This window comes from Actinomadura macra NBRC 14102, from assembly GCF_001552215.1.
Lineage (GTDB): Bacteria > Actinomycetota > Actinomycetes > Streptosporangiales > Streptosporangiaceae > Spirillospora > Spirillospora macra.
The window spans coordinates 748,168-772,560 of the sequence record NZ_BCQT01000006.1 but is presented as its reverse complement, the minus strand read 5'-3'; the positions used below and the strand labels follow the sequence as shown (position 1 = coordinate 772,560).

Sequence of the window (24,393 nt, the reverse complement as noted above, 5' to 3'; positions counted from 1 at the left end):
GGCGGGGGATTCAGACGGTCCCGAGCTCGTTGTCGATGATGGTGAAGATCTCTTCGTCGCTCGCTTCCTCGATCTGGCCGTCGTGCTCGGCCCGCTCCTGCGCGCCGGTGTCGAGCCTGGTCAGGAAGGAACGCAGCCGGACGGCGAGCCGGTCGCGGGCGCCGGCGTCCGGCAGCAGCGCCTCCAGGCCCTCCTCCAGCCGGTCGAGTTCGGCGAGCACGGGCAGCCGTTCGGCGGAGGCGGGGACGATCAGCACGCCCATGTGCGCGGCGAGGGCGTTCGGGGTGGGATGGTCGAACAGCAGCGTGGCGGGCAGGCGGCGTCCCACGGCGGCGCCGATCCGGTTGCGCAGCTCCACGGCGGTGAGGGAGTCGAATCCCTGGTCCATGAATCCGCGCTCGGCGTCGACCGCGCTCGCGGACGGGTGGCCGAGCGCCGCCGCGGCCTCGGTGCGCACGAGGTCGAGCAGCGCCCGGTCCCGCTCCTGTCCCGACAATCCCGCCAGCCGCCCGGCCAGGTCGGGTCCGGGGGCGGGGACCGCCGTGCGCGGCGCGCCGACCAGCCCGCGCAGCGGCGGCGGCAGGGCGTCCCGCGCGGCCAGCCCGCGCAGGGTCGCTGTGTCGAGACGGGCGGGGACCACCGCGGGACGGTCGAGCGCCAGCGCCGCGTCGAACAGCTCCAGCCCGTCCTGGACGCTCAGCGCACCGATCCCGGCGCGCGCCAGGCGGCCGCGGTCGGCGCCGTCCAGGTGTCCCGCCATGCCGCCGTCCTGCTCCCACAGCCCCCATCCGAGGGAGGCGGCGGGGAGCCCGGCGGCGTGCCGGTGCCCGGCCAGGGCGTCGAGGAAGGCGTTGGCGGCGGCGTAGTTGGCCTGCCCGGCGGTGCCGAGCGTCCCCGCGAGGGACGAGTAGAGCACGAACGCCGACAGGCGCAGGTCGCGGGTGAGATCGTGCAGGTTCCACGCCGCGTCGACCTTGGGGCGCAGGACGGTCCTCAGCCGCTCCGGGGTCAGCGACCCGATCACACCGTCGTCGAGGACACCGGCGGTGTGCACCACCGCGGTGAGCGGACGGTCCGGCGGGATCGCGGCGAGCAGGCCGGTGAGGGCGTCGCGGTCGGCGGCGTCGCAGGCCGCCAGTTCGACGACTGCGCCCAGGCCGGTCAGCTCGGCGACCAGCGCGTCCGCGCCCGGGGCAGCGGAGCCGCTGCGGCTGGTGAGCAGCAGCCGCCGCACGCCGTGGCGGGTCACCAGGTGCCGGGCGAGGACGGAGCCCAGCGCGCCGGTGCCGCCGGTGACCAGCACCGTCCCGTCCGCGTCGAACGCGGGCCGCGGCCGGCCGGCGGCCCCGATCCGGGTGAGCCGGGGGACGAGGAGGCGCCCGCCGCGCAGCGCGAGCTGGGATTCGCCCGAAGCCAGCGCCGCGGCGACCGACTCCCCGGAGAGCGACTCGGGGCCGATGTCGAGGAGCACGATCCTGTCGGGGTGCTCGGTCTGCGCGGAGCGCACCAGGCCCCAGACCGCGGCGCCGGCCGGGTCCGGTGCCTCCCCGTCCACGGCGGCGGCGCCCCTGGTGACGACCACAAGGCGGGACGCGCTGGACTGTTCGCCCGCAAGCCACTCCTGGAGGAGGGCGAGCAGGCGTTCCGTGGCGCGATGGGTGCCGGTGACGAGGTCCCCGGGCGGGATCGTGACCGGCAGCAGCACGGTCCGCGCCGTCGCGCCGTCGAGCGCGCCGAGGCCGGGGTGGCGCGGCGCGGGCAGGCCGAGGTCGTCCTCGCCCAGGACGGTCCACGTCTCGGCGGCCGTGGCGTCCGGCAGGGCCGGGATCGGTGTCCACTCCACGGTGAACAAGGCGTCGCGGTTGGAGCCGCGGGCCGCCGCGAGCTGCTCGGCGGCGAGCGGCCGGGTCACGAGCGACTCCGCCGAGAACACCGGGCGTCCGCCGCCGTCCGTGGCGGAGATCTCCAGGGTGCCGTCGCCGGTCGCCGCCAGCCGCACGCGCAGCGTGGTCGCCCCGCCCGCGTGCAGGGTCACCCCGCGCCAGGCGAACGGGAGCCGGACGGTCGCGTCCCCGCCGCCGCTCGCCACCGGGTGCAGCGCCGCGTCCAGGAGCGCGGGATGCAGGACGTAGCCCGTCGTGTCCTGCCCTTCCGGGACGTGGACCTGCGCGTACACGGTGTCCCCGGCGCGCCAGGCGGCTTCGAGCCCGCGGAACGCGGGGCCGTACCCGAGGCCGAGGTCGGCGAGCCCGGCGTACAGCCCGTCCACGTCCACGGGTTCGGCGCCGGTGGGAGGCCACGCGACGGTGGGTGCGGGTGCGGTGGCCGGGGCGTCGGAGAGGACACCGGAGGCGTACCGGGACCAGGGGGCGTCGTCGTCGGACCGCGCGTGCACGGCGAGGCGGCGTTTGCCGTCCTCCTCCGGTTCCGAGACGGTCACCTGGAGTTGGACGGAGCCGTCCGGCGGCAGGACGAGCGGCGCCTCCAGGGTGAGTTCCTCCAGGTGGCCCTGCCCGGCCTGGTCGCCCGCCCGCGCCGCCAGCTCCACGAACCCGGTGCCGGGGAACAGGGCCGTTCCGTGGACGGTGTGGTCGGCGAGCCACTCGTGCGTCCGCGCCGACACCCGGCCGGTCATGACCAGCCCCGCGCCGCCCGCCAGGTCGATGGCCGCGCCCAGCAGCGGATGTCCGGCGGCCCGCATTCCGAGCCCGGCCGGGTCCGTCGGTGCGGCGGACGGCGTGAGCCAGTAGCGGCGGTGCTGGAAGGCGTAGGTGGGCAGCGCGACGCGGCGGGCATCCGGGAACACGGCGTCCCAGTCCACCGTGCCGCCGCCGGCTGCCAACTGGGCGAGCGCGCGCATGTAGGTCTCTGGTTCGGGCCTGTCGCGGCGGAGCGTCGCCACGGCCGTCACGGACTCGCCGGCATCCGTGCCGGCGAGGCATTCCTCCGCCATGGGGGCGAGGACCGCGTCCGGGCCCACCTCGACGAGTCCGGTGACGCCCAGGTCGGCCAGGGCGCGGACCCCGTCGAGGAAACGCACGGCCTCCCGGGCGTGGCGAACCCAGTAGGACGGAGAGCCGAGCTCCTCGGCGGTGGCGGGCCCACCGGTCACGTTCGAGATCACGGGAATGCGCGGGTGGCCGTAGTCCAGCCCTTCGGCCACCCGGCGGAAGTCGTCGAGCATCGCGTCCATGTGCGGGGAGTGGAAGGCGTGGCTCACCCGCAGCCGGCGAACCTTTCCGCCCTGCGCCTCCCACGCGGCGGCGGCCTCCAGCACGGCGTCCTCGTCCCCGGAGACCACGGTCGACGCCGGGCCGTTGACCGCGGCGACGCAGGCCCGCCCGTCCGGGAGCAGCGCGCGGACGGCGTCCTCGGGCCCCTGGAACGAGACCATCGCCCCGCCCGGCGGCAGCGCCTGCATGAGCCGGCCGCGAGCGGCGACGAGCGCGGCGGCGTCCGGGAGCGAGAGGACGCCCGCGACGTGGGCGGCGGCCAGCTCGCCGACGGAGTGGCCGATCAGCAGGTCGGGCGCCGCGCCATGGTGCGTCAGCAGCCGGAACAGCGCCACCTCGACGGCGAACAGGGCGGGCTGGGTGTGGCCGGTCAGGTTCAGCGCCGCCGCCTCCGCGCCGAAGACCACCTCGCGCAGCGGGCGGTCGAGGTGGGCGTCGAGGTGTCCGATCACCTCGTCGAGCGCGTCCGCGAACACGGGGAAGGCCTCGTACAGGCCGCGGCCCATGCCGGGGCGCTGGCTGCCCTGCCCGGTGAACATGAACGCGGTCTTGGTGGACGCCGTCCTGCCCGCGTCGCCGCCCCGGACCACCGAGGGCGAGGGCTCACCCGTCGCCAGCGCGACCAGACCCGCGCGGAGCCCGTCCCGGTCGGCGGCGACCAGGACCGCCCTCTCCGGCAGCGACGGCCGGGTGGCGGCCAGGGAGAACCCGAGGTCGGCCATCGCCGTCCCCGGGTGCTCGCCCAGGTGGTCCAGCAGCCGCCGGGCCTGGGCCCGGAGCGCGGTCTCGTCGTGCCCCGAGATCGGGAACGGCAGCGGCTCGGCGGGCGTCGCCGTCCGCTCCGCGGGCCCGTCGAGGTTCTCGTCCGTGTCCGCCGCCCCCGTCTCATCACCGGGCGCCTGTTCGAGGACGAGATGCGCGTTGGTGCCGCTGATGCCGAACGACGAGACCGCCGCACGGCGCGGCCGGCCGGTCTCCGGCCAGGCGACCGGCTCGGTGAGCAGGGCCACCGTCCCCGAGCCCCAGTCGACGTGCGGGGTCGGCTCGTCCACGTGCAGGGTCTGGGGGAGCAGGCCGTGGCGCATCGCCAGGACCATCTTGATGACGCCCGCGGCCCCGGCGGCCGCCTGCGTGTGCCCGAGATTGGACTTCAGCGATCCCAGCCAGAGGGGCCGCTCCCGGTCCTGGCCGTAGGTGGCGATGAGGGCCTGCGCCTCGATCGGGTCGCCCAGCGTCGTCCCCGTGCCGTGCGCCTCGACCGCGTCGACGTCGCCCGGCTCCAGCCGCGCGCCCGCGAGGGCCTGCCGGATCACGCGCTGCTGCGACGGCCCGTTGGGCGCGGTCAACCCGTTGCTGGCGCCGTCCTGGTTGACGGCCGACGCACGGATGACGGCGAGCACCGGATGGCCGTTGCGGCGGGCGTCCGAGAGCCGCTCCACCAGCAGCATCCCGGCACCCTCCGACCAGCCGGCGCCGTCCGCGCCCGCGGCGAACGCCTTGCAGCGCCCGTCCGGGGACAGCGCCCGCTGCCTGCTGAACTCCACGAAGAAGCCCGGGGTCGCCATGACGGTGACGCCGCCCGCGAGCGCGAGGTCGCATTCGCCGTTGCGCAGCGCCTGCGCGGCCAGGTGCAGCGCCACCAGCGAGGACGAGCAGGCGGTGTCGATCGTCACCGCCGGGCCCTCCAACCCGAGCGCGTACGCCACCCGGCCCGACGCCACACTGCCGGTGTTCCCGGTTGCCAGGTAGCCCTCCAGCTCCTCGGGCACACCGGCCGGGAGGGCGCCGTAGTCGTTGTTCATCAGCCCGGCGAACACCCCGGTCGGGCTGCCGCGCAGGCTGGACGGGTCGATCCCCGCCCGCTCGACGGCCTCCCACGCCGTCTCCAGCAGGAGGCGCTGCTGCGGGTCGGTGGCGAGGGCCTCGCGGGGGCTCAAGCCGAAGAACCCGGCGTCGAAATCCGCCGCCCCGGCCAGGAACCCGCCCCGGCGCGTGTAGGTCTTCCCGATGCTGCCGGGGTCGGGGTCGTAGAGCGCGTCCACGTCCCAGCCGCGGTCGCCGGGGAAGGCCCCCGTCACGTCGGCGCCGTCCACCAGCAGCTTCCACAGCGCCTCGGGGGAACCCACGTCGCCGGGGAAGCGGCAGCCCATCCCGACGATCGCGATCGGCTCGCCTGCGGTGGCGGGGCCGGACGCCACCGCGGGGGCGGCGGCACGGCCGTGGCCGCCGAGGAGGGCCGTCCCCAGGAACCCGGCGAGGGACTCCGGCGTGGGGTGGTCGAAGACCAGCGTCGCGGGCAGCCGCAGCCCGGTCGCGGCGCCCAGCCGGTTCCGCAGCTCAACGGCGGTGAGCGAGTCGAGGCCGAGATCCTTGAAGGGACGGTGGGCCGCGACCGTGGCCGCGTCCGCGTGCCCCAGGACGGCGGACACCTCAGCCCGTACGGCCTCCAGCAGCGCCGCGTCGCGCTCGGCCTCGGGCAGCCCGGTCAGCCGCGCCACCAGCGGGGATGTGCCGTCCGCGTCGTCGGCGGAACCGGCGGCGCCGGACACCCGCATGATCGGCGTCCGGATCAGCCCCCGCAGCACGGCCGGTACCGTCCCGGCCTCGCGCGGGGTCCGCGGGTCCAGCCGGAACGGGACGAGGGCCGCGTCGTCGCGGGAGAGCGCGGCGTCGAACAGCGCCAGCCCGCGTTCGGTCGTCATCGGGGCGATTCCGGTGCGCGCCAGGCGCGCCAGGTCGGCCGCGCCGAGGTGACCGGTCAACCCGCTGGGCTGCTCCCACAGCCCCCACGCCAGCGACGTGGCGGGCAGGCCCAGCGCGCGGCGGTGGACCGCCAGCCCGTCCAGGTAGGCGTTGGCCGCCGCGTAACCGGCCTGGCCCGCGGTGCCGACCGTCCCGGCGATCGAGGAGAAGAGCACGAACGCGCCGAGCCCGTGTCCGACCCCGTTTCCCAGCCCGTTTCCGGGCCCGTCGTCGGGCCTGCTGGTCAGCTCGTGCAGGTTCCATGCGGCGTCCGCCTTCGGCCGCAGGACGGCGCCGGCCCGCTCGGCCGTCTGCGCCTCCACGGGCCCGTCGTCCAGCACCCCGGCGGCGTGGACGACCGCCGTCAGCGGACGGTCGGCCGGGATCCGCGCCAGCAGCCGCGCCAGTTCCTCGCGGTCGGCCGCGTCGCACGCGGCCACCTCGACCTCGGCGCCCAGCCCGCGCAACTCCTCGGCCAGCGCGCCGGCACCGGACGCGTCCGGTCCCTGGCGGCTCGCCAGCAGCAGGTGCCCGGCGCCGTACCGGGTGACCAGGTGCCGGGCGAGCAGCCCGCCGAGCGCCCCGGTCCCGCCGGTGATCAGCACGGTGCCGTCCGGATCGAAGGCGGCCCCGGAACCGGCGGGGCCGGCGGGGTCCGCCGGAGCGCGGACGAGCCGCGGCACCAGCACGGTGCCGCCGCGCAGCGCGGACTGCGGCTCGGAAACGGCCGGCGCCCGCAACGCGGACGGGGGGACGGCGGCGTCGACGTCCACCACGGCGAACCGCCCCGGATGTTCGGTCTGCACGACCCGCAGCAGGCCCCAGACCGCCGCGTGGCCGAGGTCGGTGACGTCGTCGCCGGGCCGGGCCGCCACGCCGCCGCGTGTCTGGAACACCAGCCGCGCATCGGCGAACCGCTCGTCCGCGAGCCAGGCACGGACGAGGTCCAGCGCCCGTCCGACGATGTCGCGCGGAGCGGCGTCCGGCTCCAGCGGCGCCACGACCACGTCCGGGACGGTGCCGGACGACCGCAGCGCGTCGAGATCCAGGTCGGTGCCCAGGGCACCGACCGGGGTGTCCGGCCCCGGCCCGGCCTGCGCGGCGGACCAGTGGAGCCGGTACAGCGCGCCGTCCGCTCCGCCGCTCGCGTCCGCCAGGGCCTCCGCGGCGATCGGGCGGAGGGCCAGCGATTCCACGGTCGCGACCGGCAGCCCGGACGGGTCGTCCACGGCGATCCGCACGGTGTCCGCACCGGCCGGCGCCAGCCGGACGCGCAGTGCGGTGGCGCCGGCCGCGTGCAGCGACACCCCGGCCCAGGAGAACGGCAGCAGCCCTTCGGCGCGGTCGCCCAGCAGGCCGAGCACGATCGGATGCAGCGCGGCGTCGAGCAGCGCCGGGTGCAGCCCGAAGTCGTCCGGCTCCGCCGCCAGCGCGACCTCCGCGAGGACCTCCTCGCCCTGACGCCAGGCCGCCCGCAGCCCGTGGAAGGCGGGGCCGTACTCATAGCCCAGGGCGGCCAGCCGCTCGTAAGGACGGTCCAGATCAATCGGCACGGCGCCCGGCGGCGGCCACGCGCCGGACCCTGGCCGGGCGATGACCGTCGCGTCGGGGACATCGCGCACATCGGGGACATCGCGCACATCGGGGGCGTCCGGCGCGAGGACGCCGGTGGCGTGCCGCGTCCACGGCACCCCGGTCTCGGCGCCGTCGGGCCGCGAGTGGACGGTGACCTGGCGTCTGCCGGTGCCGTCCGGGGCGCCGACCGCCAGCTGCCACCGCCGGGCGTCCCGTTCGCCGAGCACCAGCGGAGCCTCCAGCGTCAGCTCCTCCAGCCGGTCGCAACCGACCTCGCGGCCCGCGTGCAGCACCGCCTCCAGGTAGCCGGTCCCGGGCAGCAGGACCGTGCCCCGGACGGCGTGGTCGGCCAGCCACGGCTGGGCGTGCGCGGAGAGCCGCCCGGTGAACAACCGCTCCCCGTCTCCGGCCCGGTCGACCACGGCGCCCAGCAGCGGATGCCCGGACGCCTCCAGCCCGGCGGCCTCGGCGTCCGCGGCCCCGGCCGGCACGTCCAGCCAGTACCGCCGCCGCTGGAACGGGTAGGTCGGCAGATCGACGCGCCGGCCGCCGGGCAGCGCGCGCCGCCAGTCCACGCCGAGACCGGCCGCGTGCGCCTCGGCGAGCGAGGCCGTGAAGCGTCCGGCGCCGCCGTCGTCACGGCGGAGCGAGCCCACGACGACGGCGTCCGCGCTGGCGTCGTCGGCGCTCTCCTGGATTCCCGCCGCGAGCACCGGATGCGGGCTGACCTCGACGAAGATGTCGTGCCCGGTGTCGAGCAGGGTCCGGGTGGCGTCCGCGAACCGCACCGTCTCCCGCAGGTTCCGGTACCAGTAGGCGGCGTCGAGCTCGGTGCCCTCCACGACGGTGCCGGTGACGGTGGAGTGCAGCGGCAACTCCGCCGGGCGTGGACGGATCGGCGCGAGCCGGTCCAGCAGTTCCTCGCGGATCGCCTCCACGTGGGGCGAGTGGGAGGCGTAGTCCACCGGGATCCGGCGGAAGCGGATCTCCTCGGCCGCGCACCGGGCGCCGAGCTCCTCCAGGGCCTCCGGGTCCCCGGCGACCACCGCCGAGCCGGGGCCGTTGACGGCGGCGAGATCCAGCCTGCCCGCCCAGCGTGCCAGCAGGCCGGTCACCCGCGCGGCGGGCAGCGCGATGGAGGCCATGCCCCCGCTCCCCGCGAGCCGCGCCAGGGCACGGCTGCGCAGCGCCACCACCCGCGCGGCGTCCTCCAGGGACAGCGCTCCGGCCACGCACGCGGCGGCGATCTCGCCCTGCGAGTGGCCGACGACGGCGGCCGGTTCGACACCGTACGAGCGCCACAGCCGGGCGAGCGACACCATGACCGCGAACAGCGCGGGCTGGACGACGTCGATCGCCTCCAGCGCGGGCCCGTCGCGCAGGACGTCCTTCAACGACCACGGCACGTGCGGGGCGAGCGCGTCCGCGCACTCCCGCAGGTAGCCGTCGAACACGGTCGAGTGGGCGGCGAGGTCGAGTGCCATGCCGGTCCACTGCGACCCCTGGCCGGGGAATACGAACACCGGCGTCCCGGCGCCGCCCGCAAGGCCCGACACCGGACCGGGCTCGCCCCGGACCACCTGGTCGAGGCCGTGCAGCAGCCCGTCCCGGTCCCCGCCCAGCACGATCGCGCGATGCTCGAAGGCGGTCCGTCCGGTGGCGAGGGAGAAGCCCACATCCGCGGGGGACAGGCCGGACGTGGCCGCGACCCGCTCCCGTACGCGGGCCGCCTGCTCGCGCAGCGCCGCCCCCGTCCGGCCGGACAGGACCCACGGGACGATGGTCGGTTCGTCCCCGCCGTCCGTCTCCGGTGCGCCCGTCTCCGGTGCGGCCGCCACGGTCTCCGGGCCCGGACTGTCCGGGGACTGCTCGATGATGACGTGGGCGTTGGTGCCGCTGACGCCGAACGCCGACACCCCCGCGCGGCGGGGGCTGCCGTCCGCCGGCCACGGGACCGGCTCCGTGAGCAGCCGGACGGCCCCGGCGTCCCAGTCGACGTGGGGGGAGGGCTGGTCCGCGTGCAGGGTTCCGGGGAGCCGGCCGTGCCGGAGGGCCATGACCATCTTGATGATCCCGGCGACTCCGGCGGCGGCCTGGGTGTGCCCGATGTTGGACTTGATGGAGCCGAGCCAGAGCGGACGGTCGCGGTCCTGCCCGTAGGTGGCGAGCAGGGCACCGGCTTCGATGGGGTCCCCGAGGGTGGTACCGGTCCCGTGCGCCTCGACGGCATCGATGTCCCGCGGAGCGAGCTGGGCGTTGGCGAGGGCCTGCTGGATGACGCGTTGCTGCGACGGTCCGTTGGGTGCGGTGAGCCCGTTGCTGGCACCGTCCTGGTTGACGGCCGAGCCGCGGATGACGGCGAGCACCGGATGCCCGTTGCGCCGGGCGTCCGACAGCCGCTCCAGCAGGACGAGGCCGACCCCCTCGCTCCAGCCCGTCCCGTCGGCCGCCGCGGAGAACGGCTTGCACCGCCCGTCGGGTGACAGCCCGCGCTGGCGGCTGAACTCCACGAACGTCGCGGGGGTGGCCATCACCGCCGCCCCGCCCGCCAGCGCCAGCCCGCATTCGCCGTTGCGGAGCGCCTGGCTCGCCAGATGCAGCGCCACCAGCGAGGACGAGCACGCCGTGTCGACCGTCACCGCCGGGCCCTCAAGGCCGAGGAGATACGAGACGCGGCCCGAGGCCACGCTGCCCCGGCTGCCGTTGCCGAGATACCCCTCCAGGTTCTCCGGCGCCCGCCGGAACCGGGACCCGTAGTCGTTGTACATGATCCCGGTGAACACGCCCGTCGGGCTGCCGCGCAGGACGGACGGGTCGATCCCCGCCCGCTCGACGGCCTCCCACGCCGTCTCCAGCAGCAGCCGCTGCTGCGGGTCCATCGCCGCCGCCTCGCGCGGGCTGATCCCGAAGAACTCCGGGTCGAAGTCGGCCGCGTCCCGCAGGAAACCGCCCGCACGGGCGTACGAGGTGCCGGGATGATCGGGATCGGGGTGGAAGAGCCGCTCAAGATCCCAGCCCCGGTCGTCCGGGAACGGCCCGATGGCGTCGCCCCCGGCGGAGACCAGGTCCCACAGGTCCTCCGGCGAGGCCACACCCCCTGGATAGCGGCAGGCCATCGCCACCACGGCGATCGGCTCGTCGGCCGCACGGACCGGCGCCTCCGGCGCCCGCCGCGCGGCGGGCGCGGAGCCGCGCACCTCACCCCGCACGTACTCGGCCAGCGCCCCCGGCGTCGGATGATCGAAGATCAGCGTGGCGGGCAGCCGCAACCCGGTCGCGGTGTTCAGCCGGTTCCGCAGCTCGACGGCCGTGAGGGAGTCGAACCCGAGCTCCTTGAACGCCCGCCCCGCCTCGATCGCCTCGGTCGCCGGAAGCCCCAGTACCGTCGCGACCTGCCCGCGCACCATCTCGCCCACCGCGCGGTCGCGCTCGGCGGACGGCAGCTCCCGGAGCCGTTCGGCCCACGAGGACGGTGCGCCCGCGCCCGGGTCGGCAGCCGGCCTGGCCGAGCCGCGCACCAGCCTCCGGAACACGGTGGGCATCGCCTCGGCCTGCGCCCGCGTCGCCACCAGGTCCAGCCGGGCGGGCACCGTGAACGGGCTGTGCAACGCCAGGGCCGTGTCGAAGAGCGCGAGCCCCTGGTCGGTGGACAGCGGGACCAGGCCGCTGCGGTTCACCCGGCTGAGATCGCGCCGGTCGAGATGCCCGGTCATCCCGCTGGCCTGCGCCCACAGTCCCCAGGCCATCGAGGTGGCGGGCAGGCCCTGCGCGTGCCGGTGCTGGGCCAGCGCGTCCAGGAACGCGTTGGCGGCGGTGTAGTTGCCCTGGCCGGGACTGCCGAGCGTCGCGGTCGCCGAGGAGAACACGACGAACGCCGCCAGATCCGCGTCCAGGGTGAGTTCGTGGAGGTGCCAGGCGCCGTCCGCCTTCGGCCGCAGGACGGTGTCCAGCCGGTCCGCGGTCAACGAGCCGATGACACCGTCGTCGAGTATCCCCGCCGCGTGCACGACGGCGGTGAGCGGGCGCTCCGCCGGGACGGTGGCCAGGAGCGCGGCGAGCGCGTCCCGGTCGCCGACGTCGCAGGCGGCCAGCGTCACCTCCGCGCCATGGGTGATCAGCTCGGCCTCCAGCTCGACGGCACCCGCGCCGTCCGGTCCGCGCCGTCCGGCCAGCAGCAGATGGCGGATGCCGTACTCGGCCACCAGATGCCGGGCGACCAGCCCGCCGAGCGTCCCCGCCCCGCCGGTGATGAGCACCGTCCCGTCCGGGTCCAGGCAGGACGTGGTGCGCACGGCGGTCGTCGCCGCGCGCGCGAGCCGGGGGACGTGCACGGTGCCATCGCGCAGCGCGAGCTGGGGTTCGCCCGTGGCCAGCGCCGCGGGGACCGCTCGCACGGACGAATCGGCGTCGTCCAGGTCGAGCAGGACGAGCCTGCCGAAGTTCTCCGACTGGGCCGTGCGGACCAGTCCCCACACCGGCGATTCCGCCAGCCCCGGCACGTCGTCCCCGGCATGCACGGCCACCGCACGCCGGGTCACGACCACCAGCCGGGACGTGTCGAGCGCGCTCTCGGCGAGCCAGTCCTGAACGGCCCGCAGCACATGGCGCGCCGTCGCGTGAAGCCTGTCCGGGACGTCGCCGCCGTATTCGGGCACTGGAAGCAGGACCAGCTCCGGAATGGGCGCACCGCCGTCGACAGACGCGCGCATCGCGGCGAGATCGGCGTACGGCGTCCCCGGCAGGCCGGACCCGCCGTCGCCCAGGACCGCGATCCGGCCGGTGGCGTGCACCGGCGGTGCGGACGGCACCGTCCACTCAAGGGTGAACAGCGAGTCCTGGTGTCCCGCCCGCGCCAGCCGGTCGGGCGAGACCGTCCGCAGAGCCAGCCCGTCGACGGAGACCACCGGCCGGCCCTCCAGGTCGGTCACCGACAGCGCCACCGTGTCCGCCGCGGTCGGCCGCACCCGCACCCGCAGCCGAGACCCCGCCGGGGCATGGCGGCTGACCCCGCTCCAGGAGAACGGCAACCGCGGCGACGGCGCGGCGTCGCCGGTGCGGTCCGCCGCAACGGCCAGGTGGAGCGCGGCATCGAGCAGCGCGGGGTGCACGCCGAACCCCGCGATGTCGATGTCCTCGGGCAGCGCGATCTCGGCATAGAGGTCGTCACCGTCCCGCCACGCCGCCTGGACCCGCTGGAAAGCGGGGCCGTAGTCGTACCCCTGGTCGGCGAGGCGCCCGTACAGACCGGTGACGTCGATGGGCTCCGCGTCCGCCGGCCAGGTCAGCGGCTCGGACACCGTCGTCTCCGGGGCGAGATGGCCGGTGGCGTGCCGCGTCCAGGCATCGTCGGGCCCGTCCTCGGGACGGGAATGAACGGTGACCGGACGGCGCGCGGCGTCGTCCGCGGGACCCACGGCGAGCTGGAGCCACACCGCCCCGTCCTGCGGCAGCGGTAGCGGGTTCTCCAGGGTCAGCTCATCGATCCGGACAAGACCCACCCGCTCACCGGCGTGCAGGACGAGATCGACGAACGCCGTGCCGGGGAGGAGCGTGGTGCCGGTGACGGCGTGGTCGGCCAGCCAGGGGTGGGTGTGCAGGGAGATCCGTCCGGTGAAGACCGCGGTGTCGGCCTCCGCCATGTGCACGGCGGCGCCCAGGAAGGGGTGCTCACCCGTCGTCAGCCCGAGAACACCCGCGTCCGCCGCCCCCGTGGGCGCGTCGATCCAGTAGCGCTGCCGCTGGAAGGCGTAGGTGGGCAGATCGATCTGGCGGTGCTGTGGTGGTGTGTCCCAGTTGATGGGTGTGCCGTGGGTGTGGGCGGTGGCGAGTGCGGTGGTGAAGGTGTGCAGGTCGCCGTGGTCGCGTCGCAGGGTGGTGATGACGCTGGTGGTGTTGGTGGTGGTGTCTTGGATTGGTGCGGTCAGGACGGGGTGGGGGCTGGTCTCGATGAAGAGGGTGTGTCCCTCCTCGTTGAGGCGGCGGATCGTCGGCTCGAAGTGGACGGTGTGGCGCAGGTTCCGGTACCAGTACTCGGCGTCGAGTGTGGTGGTGTCGATCGGCTCGCCGGTGAGGGTCGAGTAGAACGGGATGGCGGCGGGTTGCGGGTTGATGTCGGCGAGGGCGTCGAGGAGTTGATCGCGGACTTGTTCGACGTGTGCGGAGTGTGAGGCGTAGTCGACGGGGATGCGGCGGGCGTGGACGCCTTGGGCTTCGCAGGTGGTGAGCAGGCGGTCAATAGCGTCGGTGTCGCCGGAAACGATGGTGGTCGCTGGTCCGTTGATGGCGGCGACCGACAGCCCCGGTCCCAGTAGTTCTCGGGCTTGTTCCACCGGCAGTGAGACCGAGGCCATGCCGCCGGTTCCGGCGAGCGAGGTGATGGCTTTGCTGCGCAGCGCGACGACTCTGGCGGCGTCATGCAGGGTGAGGGCTCCAGCTACGTGGGCGGCGGCGATCTCACCTTGCGAATGGCCGATAACAGCATCGGGGTGGACGCCGTGATGGCGCCAAAGATGGGCGAGGGAGACCATGACGGCGAACAGCGCGGGTTGGACGACATCAACACGTTGCAGAGCGTCGGGGTCATGCAGGGCTTGGACGAGGTTCCATCCGGTATGAGGGACGAGCGCGTCGGCGCAGGCATCGAAGGCGTCACGGAAGACCGGTGAGGATCCCAACAGGTCGACGGCCATTCCGGCCCATTGGGAGCCCTGGCCGGGGAACACGAACACGGTCTTGTTGTGCGACCGGGCGATCCCACGCACTACATGAGGTGACTCTTCGCTATGAGCGAGGGCGTCCAACCCGGCCAGCAACTCGTCCCGGCCGCTTCCCAGCACCACCGCACGGTGATCGAAACGAGTGCGGGCGTTCAGCGCCTGCGCGATCTCCCCGGTGTCGGCGCCGAGGTGCGTCGTCAGGTGTTCGTGGAGCCGTCCGGACTGGGCCCGCAGCGCCTCCTCGCTCTTGGCGGAGAGCGGCCAGGCGATGACGGGCGGAGCGTCCGCGTCCGCCTTGTCCGGCGCGGGCTCGTCGGGCGCCGGGACCTGTTCGATGATGAGGTGGGCGTTGGTACCGCTGATGCCGAAGGACGAGACGGCCGCGCGGCGCGGGTGGCCGTTCTGCCTCCACGGGATCGGCTGGGTGAGCAGCCGCACCGCGCCGGAGTCCCAGTCGACGCGCGGGGTCGGCTCGTCCACGTGCAGGGTCTTCGGGAGCGTCCCGTTCCGCATCGCCATGACCATCTTGATGACGCCGGCGACGCCGGCGGCGGCCTGGGTGTGCCCGATGTTGGACTTGATGGAGCCGAGCCAGAGAGGCTGGTCGCGGTCCTGGCCGTAGGCGGCGAGGAGGGCCTGCGCCTCGATCGGATCGCCCAGCGTCGTCCCCGTGCCGTGTGCCTCGACCGCGTCCACATCGCCGGGACCGAGCTTCGCCCCGGCGAGGGCCTGCCGGATCACCCGCTGTTGGGAGGGGCCGTTGGGGGCGGCGAGTCCGTTACTGGCGCCGTCCTGGTTGATCGCCGAGCCGCGGATGACAGCGAGCACGGGATGGCCGTTGCGCTGGGCGTCCGGCAGCCGCTCCAGGAGCAGCATCCCGGCGCCCTCGCCCCAGCCGGTGCCGTCCGCCGCGGCGGCGAACGCCTTGCATCGCCCGTCGGGGGACAGCCCCCGCTGCCTGCTGAACTCCACGAACATGCCGGGGGTCGCCATGACCGTGGCGCCGCCCGCGAGCGCGAGGTCGCATTCGCCGGCGCGGAGCGCCTGGGCGGCCAGGTGCAGCGCCACCAGCGAGGACGAGCAGGCGGTGTCGATCGTCACCGCCGGGCCCTCCAACCCGAGGGTGTAGGCGATCCTCCCGGACGCGACACTGGGCGTGGAGCCCGTCAGCAGGTAGCCGTCGAGACCGTCGGCCGGATCGTGGAGCCGGGGCCCGTAGTCCTGGGCCGTGACGCCCGCGAAGACGCCCGCACGGGTGCCGCCCAGCGAGACCGGGTCGATGCCCGCCCGCTCGATGGCCTCCCAGGAGATCTCGAGCAGCAGCCGTTGCTGCGGGTCCATCGCCGCGGCCTCGCGGGGCGAGATCCCGAAGAACGCCGGGTCGAAGGCCGCGGCGTCGTACAGGAACCCGCCGCGCTGGGTGTAGGAGGCACCGGCCCGGTCCGGGTCGGGATCGTAGAGGCCCTTGAGGTCCCAGCCGCGGTCGGACGGGAAGCCGCCGACCACGTCCCGGCCCGCGGCGACCAGTTCCCACAATTCCTGCGGCGAGGTGACCCCGCCCGGGTAGCGGCAGCCGATGGCCACGATCGCGATCGGGTCGGCGGAGCCGGCCGCCGCCTCGAACGGCGCGCCGTCCCGTCCGTCCTCGACCTCGCCGCGCAGCCGCCGGGCGAGCGCGACCGGGGTCGGATGGTCGTACACGAGCGTCTCGGGCAGCCGCACGCCGGACGCCTCGGCCAGCCGGCTGCTCAGCTCGACGCCGAGCACGGAGTCGAAGCCGAGATCCTTGAAGGTCCGTTCGGCGTCGATCGCCTCAGGCGAGCCGTGTCCGAGCACGACCGCGATGTGGGCGCGGACGAGATCCAGCGTGCTCTGCTCGCTCCCGAGCGCAGCCGCGGGCGGTCCGGCCGGTTCCGGTTCCGGTGCCGGGGCGGGCGGAGTCGGCAGGGCCGGCGCCTCCTCGCCGTCGAGCCAGAAGCGCTGCCGCTCGAAGGCGTAGGTGGGGAGCCGGACGTGCCGGGCGCCGTGCCCGGCGAGCGCGGCGTCCCAGCCGACCGGGACGCCGCCCGCGTGCGCCCGCGCCAGCGCGGCGACGAGCGATTCCGGCTCCGGCCGGTCGCGGCGCAGTACGGAGAACACGGGATGCTCGCCGCCGAGAGAGGCGTGCGCGAGGGGCGTGAGGACGGCGTCCGGCCCGAGTTCGAGGAACGTCGTGGCGCCCGCGTCGCGCAAGGTCCGGACGCCGTCGTGAAACCGGACGGCTTCGCGGATGTGCCTCGTCCAGTACTCGGGGGAGCCGAGCTGCTCGTCGGTGGCGAACCGCCCGGTGAGGTTGGACACGACCGGTATCTCGGCCGGACGGTAGGACAGCCCCTCCGCGACCGCGCGGAAGTCCTCCAGCGCGGAATCCATATGGGACGAGTGGAAGGCGTGGCTGACGCGCAGCCGCCGGGTCTTGACCCCGCGCTCGCGCCACGCGGCGGCCAGGGCGAGAACCGCGTCCTCGTCTCCGGAGACGACCGTCGAGGCCGGGCCGTTGACGGCGGCGACCGACACCCGGCCGCCGTGGGCGCCGAGCTCGGCGGCGACCTGCTCCTCCGGGGCCTGGACGGAGACCATGGCGCCCCCGGTCGGCGCCGCCTGCATCAGCCTGCCGCGCGCCGTCACCAGGGCGCACGCGTCCGGCAGCGAGAGCACGCCGCTCACATGCGCGGCGACCAGCTCGCCGATCGAGTGCCCGATGAGATGGCCGGGCGTGACACCCCACCCCTCTAGCAGCCGGTAGAGGGCGACCTCCACGGCGAACAGCGAGGTCTGCGTCACCGCCGTCTGATCGAGCCGGGCCGCCTCGGACGAGCTGGGGTCGGCGAACATCAGCTCCTTCAGGCCGGGTTCGAGATGGGACAGCACCTCGTCGAGCGCGCTCGCGAAGGCGGGGACCGACTCGTACAGCCCCCGTCCCATGCCCGCGCGCTGTGATCCCTGGCCGGAGAACAGGAACGCGACCGACCCCAGGCCCGCCGTGCCCTGCACGACGCCTGTGGCGGGTGAGCCTTCGGCGAGCGCGGCCAGCCCATGCAGCAGCCGCCCGCGGTCGCCCCCGACGACCGCGGCCCGGTGGGCGAAATGCGTACGTTCGGTGGCCAGCGACAGGGCGATGTCGGCCGGGTCCGCGTCCGGATTCGCCTCCGCGAACTCCCGCAGCCGCGCGGCCTGGCCTCGCAACGCCGCTTCCGTCCGGCCGGACAGCAGCCACGGCACGATGGACGCCGGCCGCGTCCGGGCGACAGGCTCGTCCAGCGCAGGAGGCCCCGACAGAACGACGTGGCAGTTGGTGCCGCCCATCCCGAACGAGCTGACCCCGGCGACCAGCGGTTCGTCCGGCCGGGGCCATCCGGTCAGCCCGGTCTGGACTCGCAGGTTCAGCTCGTCCAGAGGAATGTCGGGGTTCGGGGTCTCGAAGTTCAGGCTCGCGGGGATCCGCCGGTGGCCGATGCTGAGCGCGGCCTTGATCAGCCCGACGATCCCGGCGGCGCCCTCCAGATGACCCACGTTGGTCTTCGCGGAGCCGACCAGCAGCGGCCGGTCGTCAGGGCGGGCCGACCCCACGGCCGCGCCGAGCGCCGCCGCCTCGACAGGATCGCCGCGCCGGGTACCGGTGCCGTGCAGCTCGACGTACTGCACGTCGACGGGCCGAACGCCCGCCCGCTCGTGAGCGCGACGTAGCAATTCCTCCTGAGCCCCGGCGCTGGGAACGGTGAGCCCCTCGGTGACACCGTCGTTGTTGACCGCGCTGCCGCGGACGACGCAGTAGACCGGGTCGCCGTCGGCCACCGCGCGCTCCAGCGGCTTGAGCACGACCGCCCCGCCGCCCTCGCCGCGCACGTACCCGTTGGCGCGGGCGTCGAAGGTGTGGCACCGACCGTCGGGGGACAGGCCGCCGAACCGGGCGGTGACGACGGCGCTCTCAGCAAGGATGTTCAGATTGACGCCACCGACGACCGCCAGGTCGGACTCACCGGTGTGCAGGCTCTCCACGGCCAGGTGCAGGGCGACCAGGGCGGACGACTGTCCGGAGTCCACCGCGAGGCTGGGACCGTGCAGCCCGAGCAGGTAGGACACCCGGTTGGCGATGACGCTCCGGCTCACCCCGGTGATGGTGTGCGGGGTGATGGCCGCCGGGCCGCGCCGGTGCAGGAGCGCGGCGTAGTCGTCCCAGATCGACCCCACGAACACGCCGGTCCGGCTTCCCCGGAGGGACGCGGGGACGGTGCCGGAGTCCTCCAGCGCCTCCCAGCTCAGCTCCAGCATGAGCCTCTGCTGAGGATCCATACCGGCGGCCTCGCGGGGCGAGATGCCGAAGAACGCGGGATCGAACTGGTCGATCCGGTCGAGGAACGCGCCGTGCCGGGGTGCGCCATCGGCTTCCCAGCGGCCCGCGGGCACCTCGGTCACGGCGCTGCGGCCCTCGCTCAGCAGCCGCCAGAAGGCGGCCGGGTCCGGGGCCATCGGAAGCCGGCAGGCGATGCCGGTGATCGCTATCGCGTGCTCCCCGGCTGCGGAAACGGCCTCACTCGTCATCGGTGCGAACCTCTCGCGGTGAACGGCGGTCCTGCCATAGACCCTCAGGTTGCTCGGACGAGCTAAAGATCACCCTTGGCGTGATCTAAAAAGCGGCTGTGCGCCGCCCCCCGAACGAGCTCTACAAGCGAGAAACCCCACCCCGCGGAGCCGAGAGCCCCCAGCCAACGGCCTGAGCCGCACCCCGGGACCGCGACAAGGCACAGCCCCTCACCGCAAAGATACGGCCCGCGCATCCCCCCATCGATGGGATGCGTGGGCCGCATCTTCCGTCTTTCTACTCTGTTCAGGCCACCCCGCTGACGGGAACCTTTCGATGTTCTTCCGGAGCGCGTCGACTTCGACGCAGTATGGCACGATCACTCCTTTGTTGTTCGGGATGACCGTGTCCAGCGTACGGCTAGGACTCTCCGAGGGGATATGCGGCGTTCTGTTCGGCGATGGTGCGTCGCACTGCTAGTGCCGCTCCTTTCGGGTCGTTCACCGGGTGGGTCGCGTTGTAACCCCACCAGAAAAGGTCGTCCTTTACGAAGACCAGAACGCTCTTCAGCGGTGTTCCGGCGACGGGGCATCGTCGAGTGAAAACCCGAAGGGCGTTGCGGTTACCCTTACCGGCGACAGAATCCGGAACCCGCAGCGGTTCGCTTGGAACACCTATGGCGGTCAACGCTTTCGCGAGGCTCTGGAGTCGCATTTTGTCGCTTCCCATAGAAAGGAACTCCTGGTGGGGTGTACTCGAAATCGAGGAGGTTGCGTGCGCTGTACGGCCAATGCTCATGGTGTGGGCTCTGCTGCCCTTCTTTGGATCTCGAACCACACGACTCGCCCGGGTCCGTCGATGTCGCGTTGGTGCCCCCATGACGTAGAGAGGCTGTTGACGACCTTGAGTCCCCGTCCCGACTCCGTGCCGAGACCTGCTGCAACGTCGGGGTCTCTGTGTGGGATGTGTGGGATATGCGGGGGGCGGCGCATGTTGCCCTGGTCTATGACCTCGACGCGGATGGCGTGCGGGGGGCGTTCGATGACGAGCACGCCGACCAGCTGGCCGGCATCCCCATACCGGACGGCGTTCGCGACTGTCTCCGACGCGCATAGCCGTAGGTCGTCAAGGGCGCCGTCGGCAAGGCACACCCGCGCGCACCGGGCGGCTTTGACGATCCATTCGCGGGCGACCTTGACCTGTTCAAGGTCACGCTTGTACATGGCAGCGCCGAGAACAAAGATCGTATCGACATCGACCGTGCGCGGGCGGAGGATCACGGCCGCCCCCCGCGCCCACTATCCGTTTCAAACCGCGCGATGAGTGCGGCGAGTCTGTCTGGCGTGGTGGCCTCGACGGCGCCGTACCACCCGTCAATGGCGCGCGGCATCGCCCAGTAGTGGCCAGTGGCGTGCCCGTACCAACACACCCACCGCCCTCCGACCTGCGCTTGGATCCGGCGGGCCGTGTCGTCTTGGGGGACGCGGGCAAGTTGGAGACCTGTGGCCCCCGCGGGTGGGTTGCGCACGGGTCGGAACCTCCTATCCGATCAAGACCCCGGGTTCGGCGTGGCGACACCGGCTCGGGTTCGCCGCATTCCGGGCGTCCCACCTGGAGAGTTGTGCACGTCTTGGGGTACTCACGGTGACCCGATCGGCCTACGATCGGTAGACGGAACACATACACACCGGTCGCACAAGACCGCCCCTCGATTTGTGCGGAGCTGTATCACCTTGACGATCAAGAGTCCGAGGTCTCCCCGCGGCTTTCTCGCTAGAGAGATACGAATGGCCCGTGACCGGATCGGGATGACACAGGACAGACTGGCTAATGCCGTCTTCGTCTCAACTTCGCTTGTGCGAGCATGGGAAAGTGGGGCAAGACTGCCAAAACCGGATAATCTTCTTAACCTTGAAAGGGTTCTCGGTTTCGGCGACGGCGAGACGCCCGGTGTTCTTTGCAGAATGGCGGAGGATCTTATCAAAAACGCGATAGCGCTTGAATGGTTCGGCGAGTGGCAAAAGGTCGAAGCGCGGGCGGTTGAGTTATGGTCGTTTGAAATCTTCGTCGTGCCCGGACTTCTCCAAACGGAGGCATATGCCACATCTGTCTTGCGCGCGGCGAATCATAACGCGGACTTGGAGGAGCAGGTCTCGGCGCGATTGGAGCGACGAAAGGTTCTAAGCAAGGAGGACGCGCCAAGCTTCATTGCTCTTATTGCCGAGAGTGCACTCCGAAACAATATGGGTGGAGAGAAGGTGATGTATGAGCAACTTATGTACTTGGTTGAGATGGCCACACAAGAGAACGTCATCATCCAAATTCTCCCCGCTAACTCCCTAGAATGTGCCGGATTTACCGGCCCGTTCGCAGTTGCAAATTTCGATGGGGGTGACGATGTCGTCTACGTTGATAACGCGATTGCTGGGGATGTGATCGAGGATCCAGAAGAGGTCGCACGACTTCGGAGAATGTTCAACAATTTTCGCGCGGACGCGCTTCGTGCAAGCGAATCGATCGACTTCATAACGAGGCTGGCAAACGAACTATGGACAGAATGAAGTGGCGTAAGTCATCGAGTAGTTCCGCCAACGGTGGCAACTGTGTCGAGGTCGCCCCCCTCGACCCTAGTGCCGTAGGCATACGTGACAGTAAGTCCCCGAACGCCGGTCATCTCACGTTCCCCCGGGACGTTTGGGCTGCGCTTACGGCCTCAATCAAGGCTGGTCGCTACGACCAGCGTTAGGTCCCCCGTGACCAAACGCAAGGAGCCTCCCGCGGGGGGAGGCTCTTTAGTTGACTCGTCCCTCCGAACGCCACCCTGAGTGAGGCGATGCCCTGACAAGACTCAGGCATATGTTCGACGCCTTTCGGGCGGACGTGCTACTCAGGTAGGAATCAATCGAATTTATAAGGAGGGTGGCGAAAAAATATGGGCGCAATGAAATGGCGCAAGTTGTCTTACACTGGCTCCAATGGCGGCGATTGTGTCGAGGTCGCCCTAGACTCGATCACGGGCGCAGTAGGTGTCCGTGACAGCAAGGCGCCGAACACGGGTCAACTTGCTCTCACGGTGGACGTGTGGGCAACGCTCACGGCCTCAATCAAGGCTGGTCGCTACGACCAGTGCTAGGACCCCCGCGACCAAACACAAAGAGCCCCCCGCGGGGAGGCTCTTGAGTTGATTCGTCCCTCCGATCGCCACCCCGGGTGAGGTGCCCTGACAAGATTCAAGCATATGTTCGACGTCTTTCGAGCGGACATGCTTCGTGCAGGCGAATCAATCGACTTCATAACGAGGCTGGCAAGCGGATTATGGAAAGAATAGAGTGGCGTAAGTCATCGCGAAGTACCACCAGTGGTGAATGTGTAGAGGTCGCCAACCTCGACGCCAGCGCTGTGAGCGTTCGTGACAGCAAGTTCCCGGATGCTGTACACCTGACTTTCTGCCTAGATGTGTGGGCGACGTTCGCGGACGCCGTCAAGACCGGACGGTACGACCGGCCGTAGCTCGCGCCCCCAACCCCTCACCAGCGCGCCGCGTCCCCGCAGCACACGTTCGGCTTCTAGGTTCACGACGTGCGTCACCCGCACCATGAACGACGACATGGTCGAGCCGACATCGGATGGAAGGACGGCAGACGAGATGACTGACTGGACGAGCCTCCGATACGTGGTGGTGGACGTTGAGGGCAACGGCCACCAGCCGCCCGATTTGGTGGAGCTGGCCGCCCTGCCGATTGCCGGCGGCAGCATCATGGGGTCGCCGGTGAGCTGGCTGGTTCGGCCCGATCGGCCGATCAAGCCCTTCGCTACCCGCATCCACGGCCTGACCAATAGGGACGTGGCCGACGCGCCGATGTTCGCGGAAATCAAAGACGAGGTGTTGAGCGCCCTGGAAGCGGACGCCATCGTGGCGCACAACGCACACGTGGACGCCGGTGTGCTTCGGCGCAAACTGGGCGACTGGATGACACCGGAGGTGTTCGACACGCTCAAGCTTGCCCGGCGGCTGCTGCCCGGTCGGGACAGTTACAAGCTCGGTGCCTTGGTTGGGGCGCTGGAGTTGGCCAAGGACCTGCCAGAGGGGCTCACACCGCACCGCGCCACCTACGACGTGATGGTCACCGCCCGCCTGTTCGTGCGACTGGCGATGCCGCCCACTACAGGCCCGTTGAGCCTGGAAGACCTGCGCGACCAGCCGTCAGGGGGTGGAGCGACTGAAGCTCCGGCCCTTTTCTGACCACCCGCGCGGCCTCTTCGTCCCTGTTCAGGAGCGGGAGACGGATGGGCGCGCACAGATGACGCCCCACCGATCGCGATGATCGGTGGGGCGTCGGCGTACGTGTAGGGCCTACAGGTCGTGTGCGCCCGCGCGGACGGCTCCGACGAACGCCGTGAACGCCGGACGGCTGAAACCCAGCGCAGGGCCGTCAGGGTCTTTGGAGTCCCGGACGGCCACCACGGGCGTGAGGTTGGCAACCTCGACGCATTCCCCGCCGTGCTGGTCGCTGTGGCTGCTCTTGCGCCAGCGAGAGGATGGTAGATCCATAATGTTCATAGTTCCTCCATCACGGTCCTGATCAAGGCTCGTGACTCGGTGACGTCCAAAACGTAACCTCGCACTAAGTCATATCGTACGAGGTGCTTCGCAATGCGTGAGGGCTCAGTGAAGAGGACGCCCTCCCCTCCTGACTCGGTATACGCGACGCTCGTGCCATCCTCGAATCCTAGGATGGTGAACATGCCTCCGAGCCCGTCATGGAATCCGACGCTTAGGGGAACGATGTGAACCATATTTGTGGGGCGCTCGCTAAACTCCATGATGTGGGAGAGTTGCTCCCGCATGACTTCGCGACTTCCCACGACTCTCCGCAAGACTGCCTCATCCATAAGGAACCATGTCCGAGGTGGCATGTCCCGATTGAAGATCTCCTGACGCTTCAATCTCTCATGCAAAAGCTGCTCGACTATTTCGGGTACTTGATTGGCCCCTAGAACGGTCTGGGCGTAGCCTCTACTTTGCAAGAGTCCAGGGACTAGGTTCGGACTGAAGTTGCGAATGGCGTCGGACCTTACCTCGTGCTTGAGGTACGCAGGGAAACCGGGTGGGATTACTGAGTAGTGCCGGGTTTCCAGGATGCGAGTACGTAGGCGCTCGAACAGTCCGTTGGTCTTGAAGTAGGTGTCGAGCGCTTCGGCGAATTCTTCGGAGGGGATGTTCTTGCACAGTTCGACCTGTCCGACGTAGGAGTCGGTGAATCCCAGAGCATCGGCGAGTTGCTTCTTGTTGAGTCCAGCGTCGTTCCGCCATGCCTGCAATTCGCGGGCGAAAGTGACGATCGCGGGGGCATCGTACGGCTCGGACACGGCAGGCATGTGAGGGGCTCCGGGGCTATACCTGATCGACGGGTTCGGACGATCTTGCATGAGGTCGACTAGCGGTAGTTCGAGGGCGCTTTTCAAGCCTATCCCCACTCTGTGATGCTGGTCACGCCTTCCCTGCTACCCAAACCCGGCGAAAAGGGTTGCCCGGGTGGGAGACGGGATGGCAAGGCGGGAAATG

At 71.8% G+C, this 24,393-nt stretch carries 10 protein-coding genes; 5 read left to right on the top strand and 5 right to left on the bottom strand.

Annotated elements, in window-relative coordinates; all coding sequences use genetic code 11:
* Positions 1–10 precede the first annotated feature (10 nt).
* From AMA02S_RS12585 to AMA02S_RS40175, 3 genes are all read right to left on the bottom strand, one after another.
* A complete protein-coding gene (locus AMA02S_RS12585; protein WP_067456430.1) occupies positions 11–18,847 on the bottom strand; it encodes a type I polyketide synthase in 18,837 nt (6,278 codons plus the stop codon).
* 400 nt (positions 18,848–19,247) lie between these two features.
* Positions 19,248–19,556, bottom strand: coding sequence for a hypothetical protein (locus tag AMA02S_RS41655; protein ID WP_157430535.1), 309 nt, complete (start codon positions 19,554–19,556; stop codon positions 19,248–19,250).
* A gap of 65 nt (positions 19,557–19,621) precedes the next feature.
* A complete protein-coding gene (locus AMA02S_RS40175; protein ID WP_084265033.1) occupies positions 19,622–20,107 on the bottom strand; it encodes an ATP-binding protein in 486 nt (161 codons plus the stop codon).
* Positions 20,108–20,233: 126 nt separating this feature from the next.
* Between AMA02S_RS40175 and AMA02S_RS40170 the strand changes: the two genes are divergently transcribed.
* The 5 genes from AMA02S_RS40170 to AMA02S_RS12580 all read left to right on the top strand — a co-directional run bounded on the left by AMA02S_RS40170 (position 20,234) and on the right by AMA02S_RS12580 (position 23,070).
* Complete coding sequence (locus AMA02S_RS40170) at positions 20,234–21,388, top strand: helix-turn-helix domain-containing protein (RefSeq protein ID WP_369688389.1); 1,155 nt, start codon at positions 20,234–20,236, stop codon at positions 21,386–21,388.
* On the top strand, positions 21,376–21,573 hold the full coding sequence (locus tag AMA02S_RS40165) for a DUF397 domain-containing protein (RefSeq protein WP_084265031.1): 198 nt from the start codon (positions 21,376–21,378) through the stop codon (positions 21,571–21,573). The genes AMA02S_RS40170 and AMA02S_RS40165 overlap by 13 nt, the downstream gene beginning before the upstream one ends.
* 186 nt (positions 21,574–21,759) lie before the next feature.
* On the top strand, positions 21,760–21,960 hold the full coding sequence (locus tag AMA02S_RS40160) for a DUF397 domain-containing protein (RefSeq protein WP_084265030.1): 201 nt from the start codon (positions 21,760–21,762) through the stop codon (positions 21,958–21,960).
* A gap of 182 nt (positions 21,961–22,142) precedes the next feature.
* Complete coding sequence (locus AMA02S_RS40155; RefSeq protein ID WP_084265029.1) at positions 22,143–22,337, top strand: DUF397 domain-containing protein; 195 nt, start codon at positions 22,143–22,145, stop codon at positions 22,335–22,337.
* A gap of 85 nt (positions 22,338–22,422) precedes the next feature.
* Positions 22,423–23,070, top strand: a complete 648-nt coding sequence (locus tag AMA02S_RS12580) for a 3'-5' exonuclease (protein WP_218004921.1) — start codon at positions 22,423–22,425, stop codon at positions 23,068–23,070.
* A gap of 111 nt (positions 23,071–23,181) precedes the next feature.
* On the opposite strand, the gene AMA02S_RS12575 is transcribed toward AMA02S_RS12580, so the two are convergent.
* Both AMA02S_RS12575 and AMA02S_RS12570 read right to left on the bottom strand, forming a co-directional pair.
* Complete coding sequence (locus AMA02S_RS12575) at positions 23,182–23,388, bottom strand: DUF397 domain-containing protein (protein ID WP_067456427.1); 207 nt, start codon at positions 23,386–23,388, stop codon at positions 23,182–23,184.
* The gene (locus tag AMA02S_RS12570) at positions 23,385–24,197 is read right to left on the bottom strand and encodes a helix-turn-helix domain-containing protein (RefSeq protein ID WP_169806812.1); all 813 of its coding nucleotides are present in this window, start codon (positions 24,195–24,197) and stop codon (positions 23,385–23,387) included. The genes AMA02S_RS12575 and AMA02S_RS12570 overlap by 4 nt, the downstream gene beginning before the upstream one ends.
* Positions 24,198–24,393: the final 196 nt, after the last annotated feature.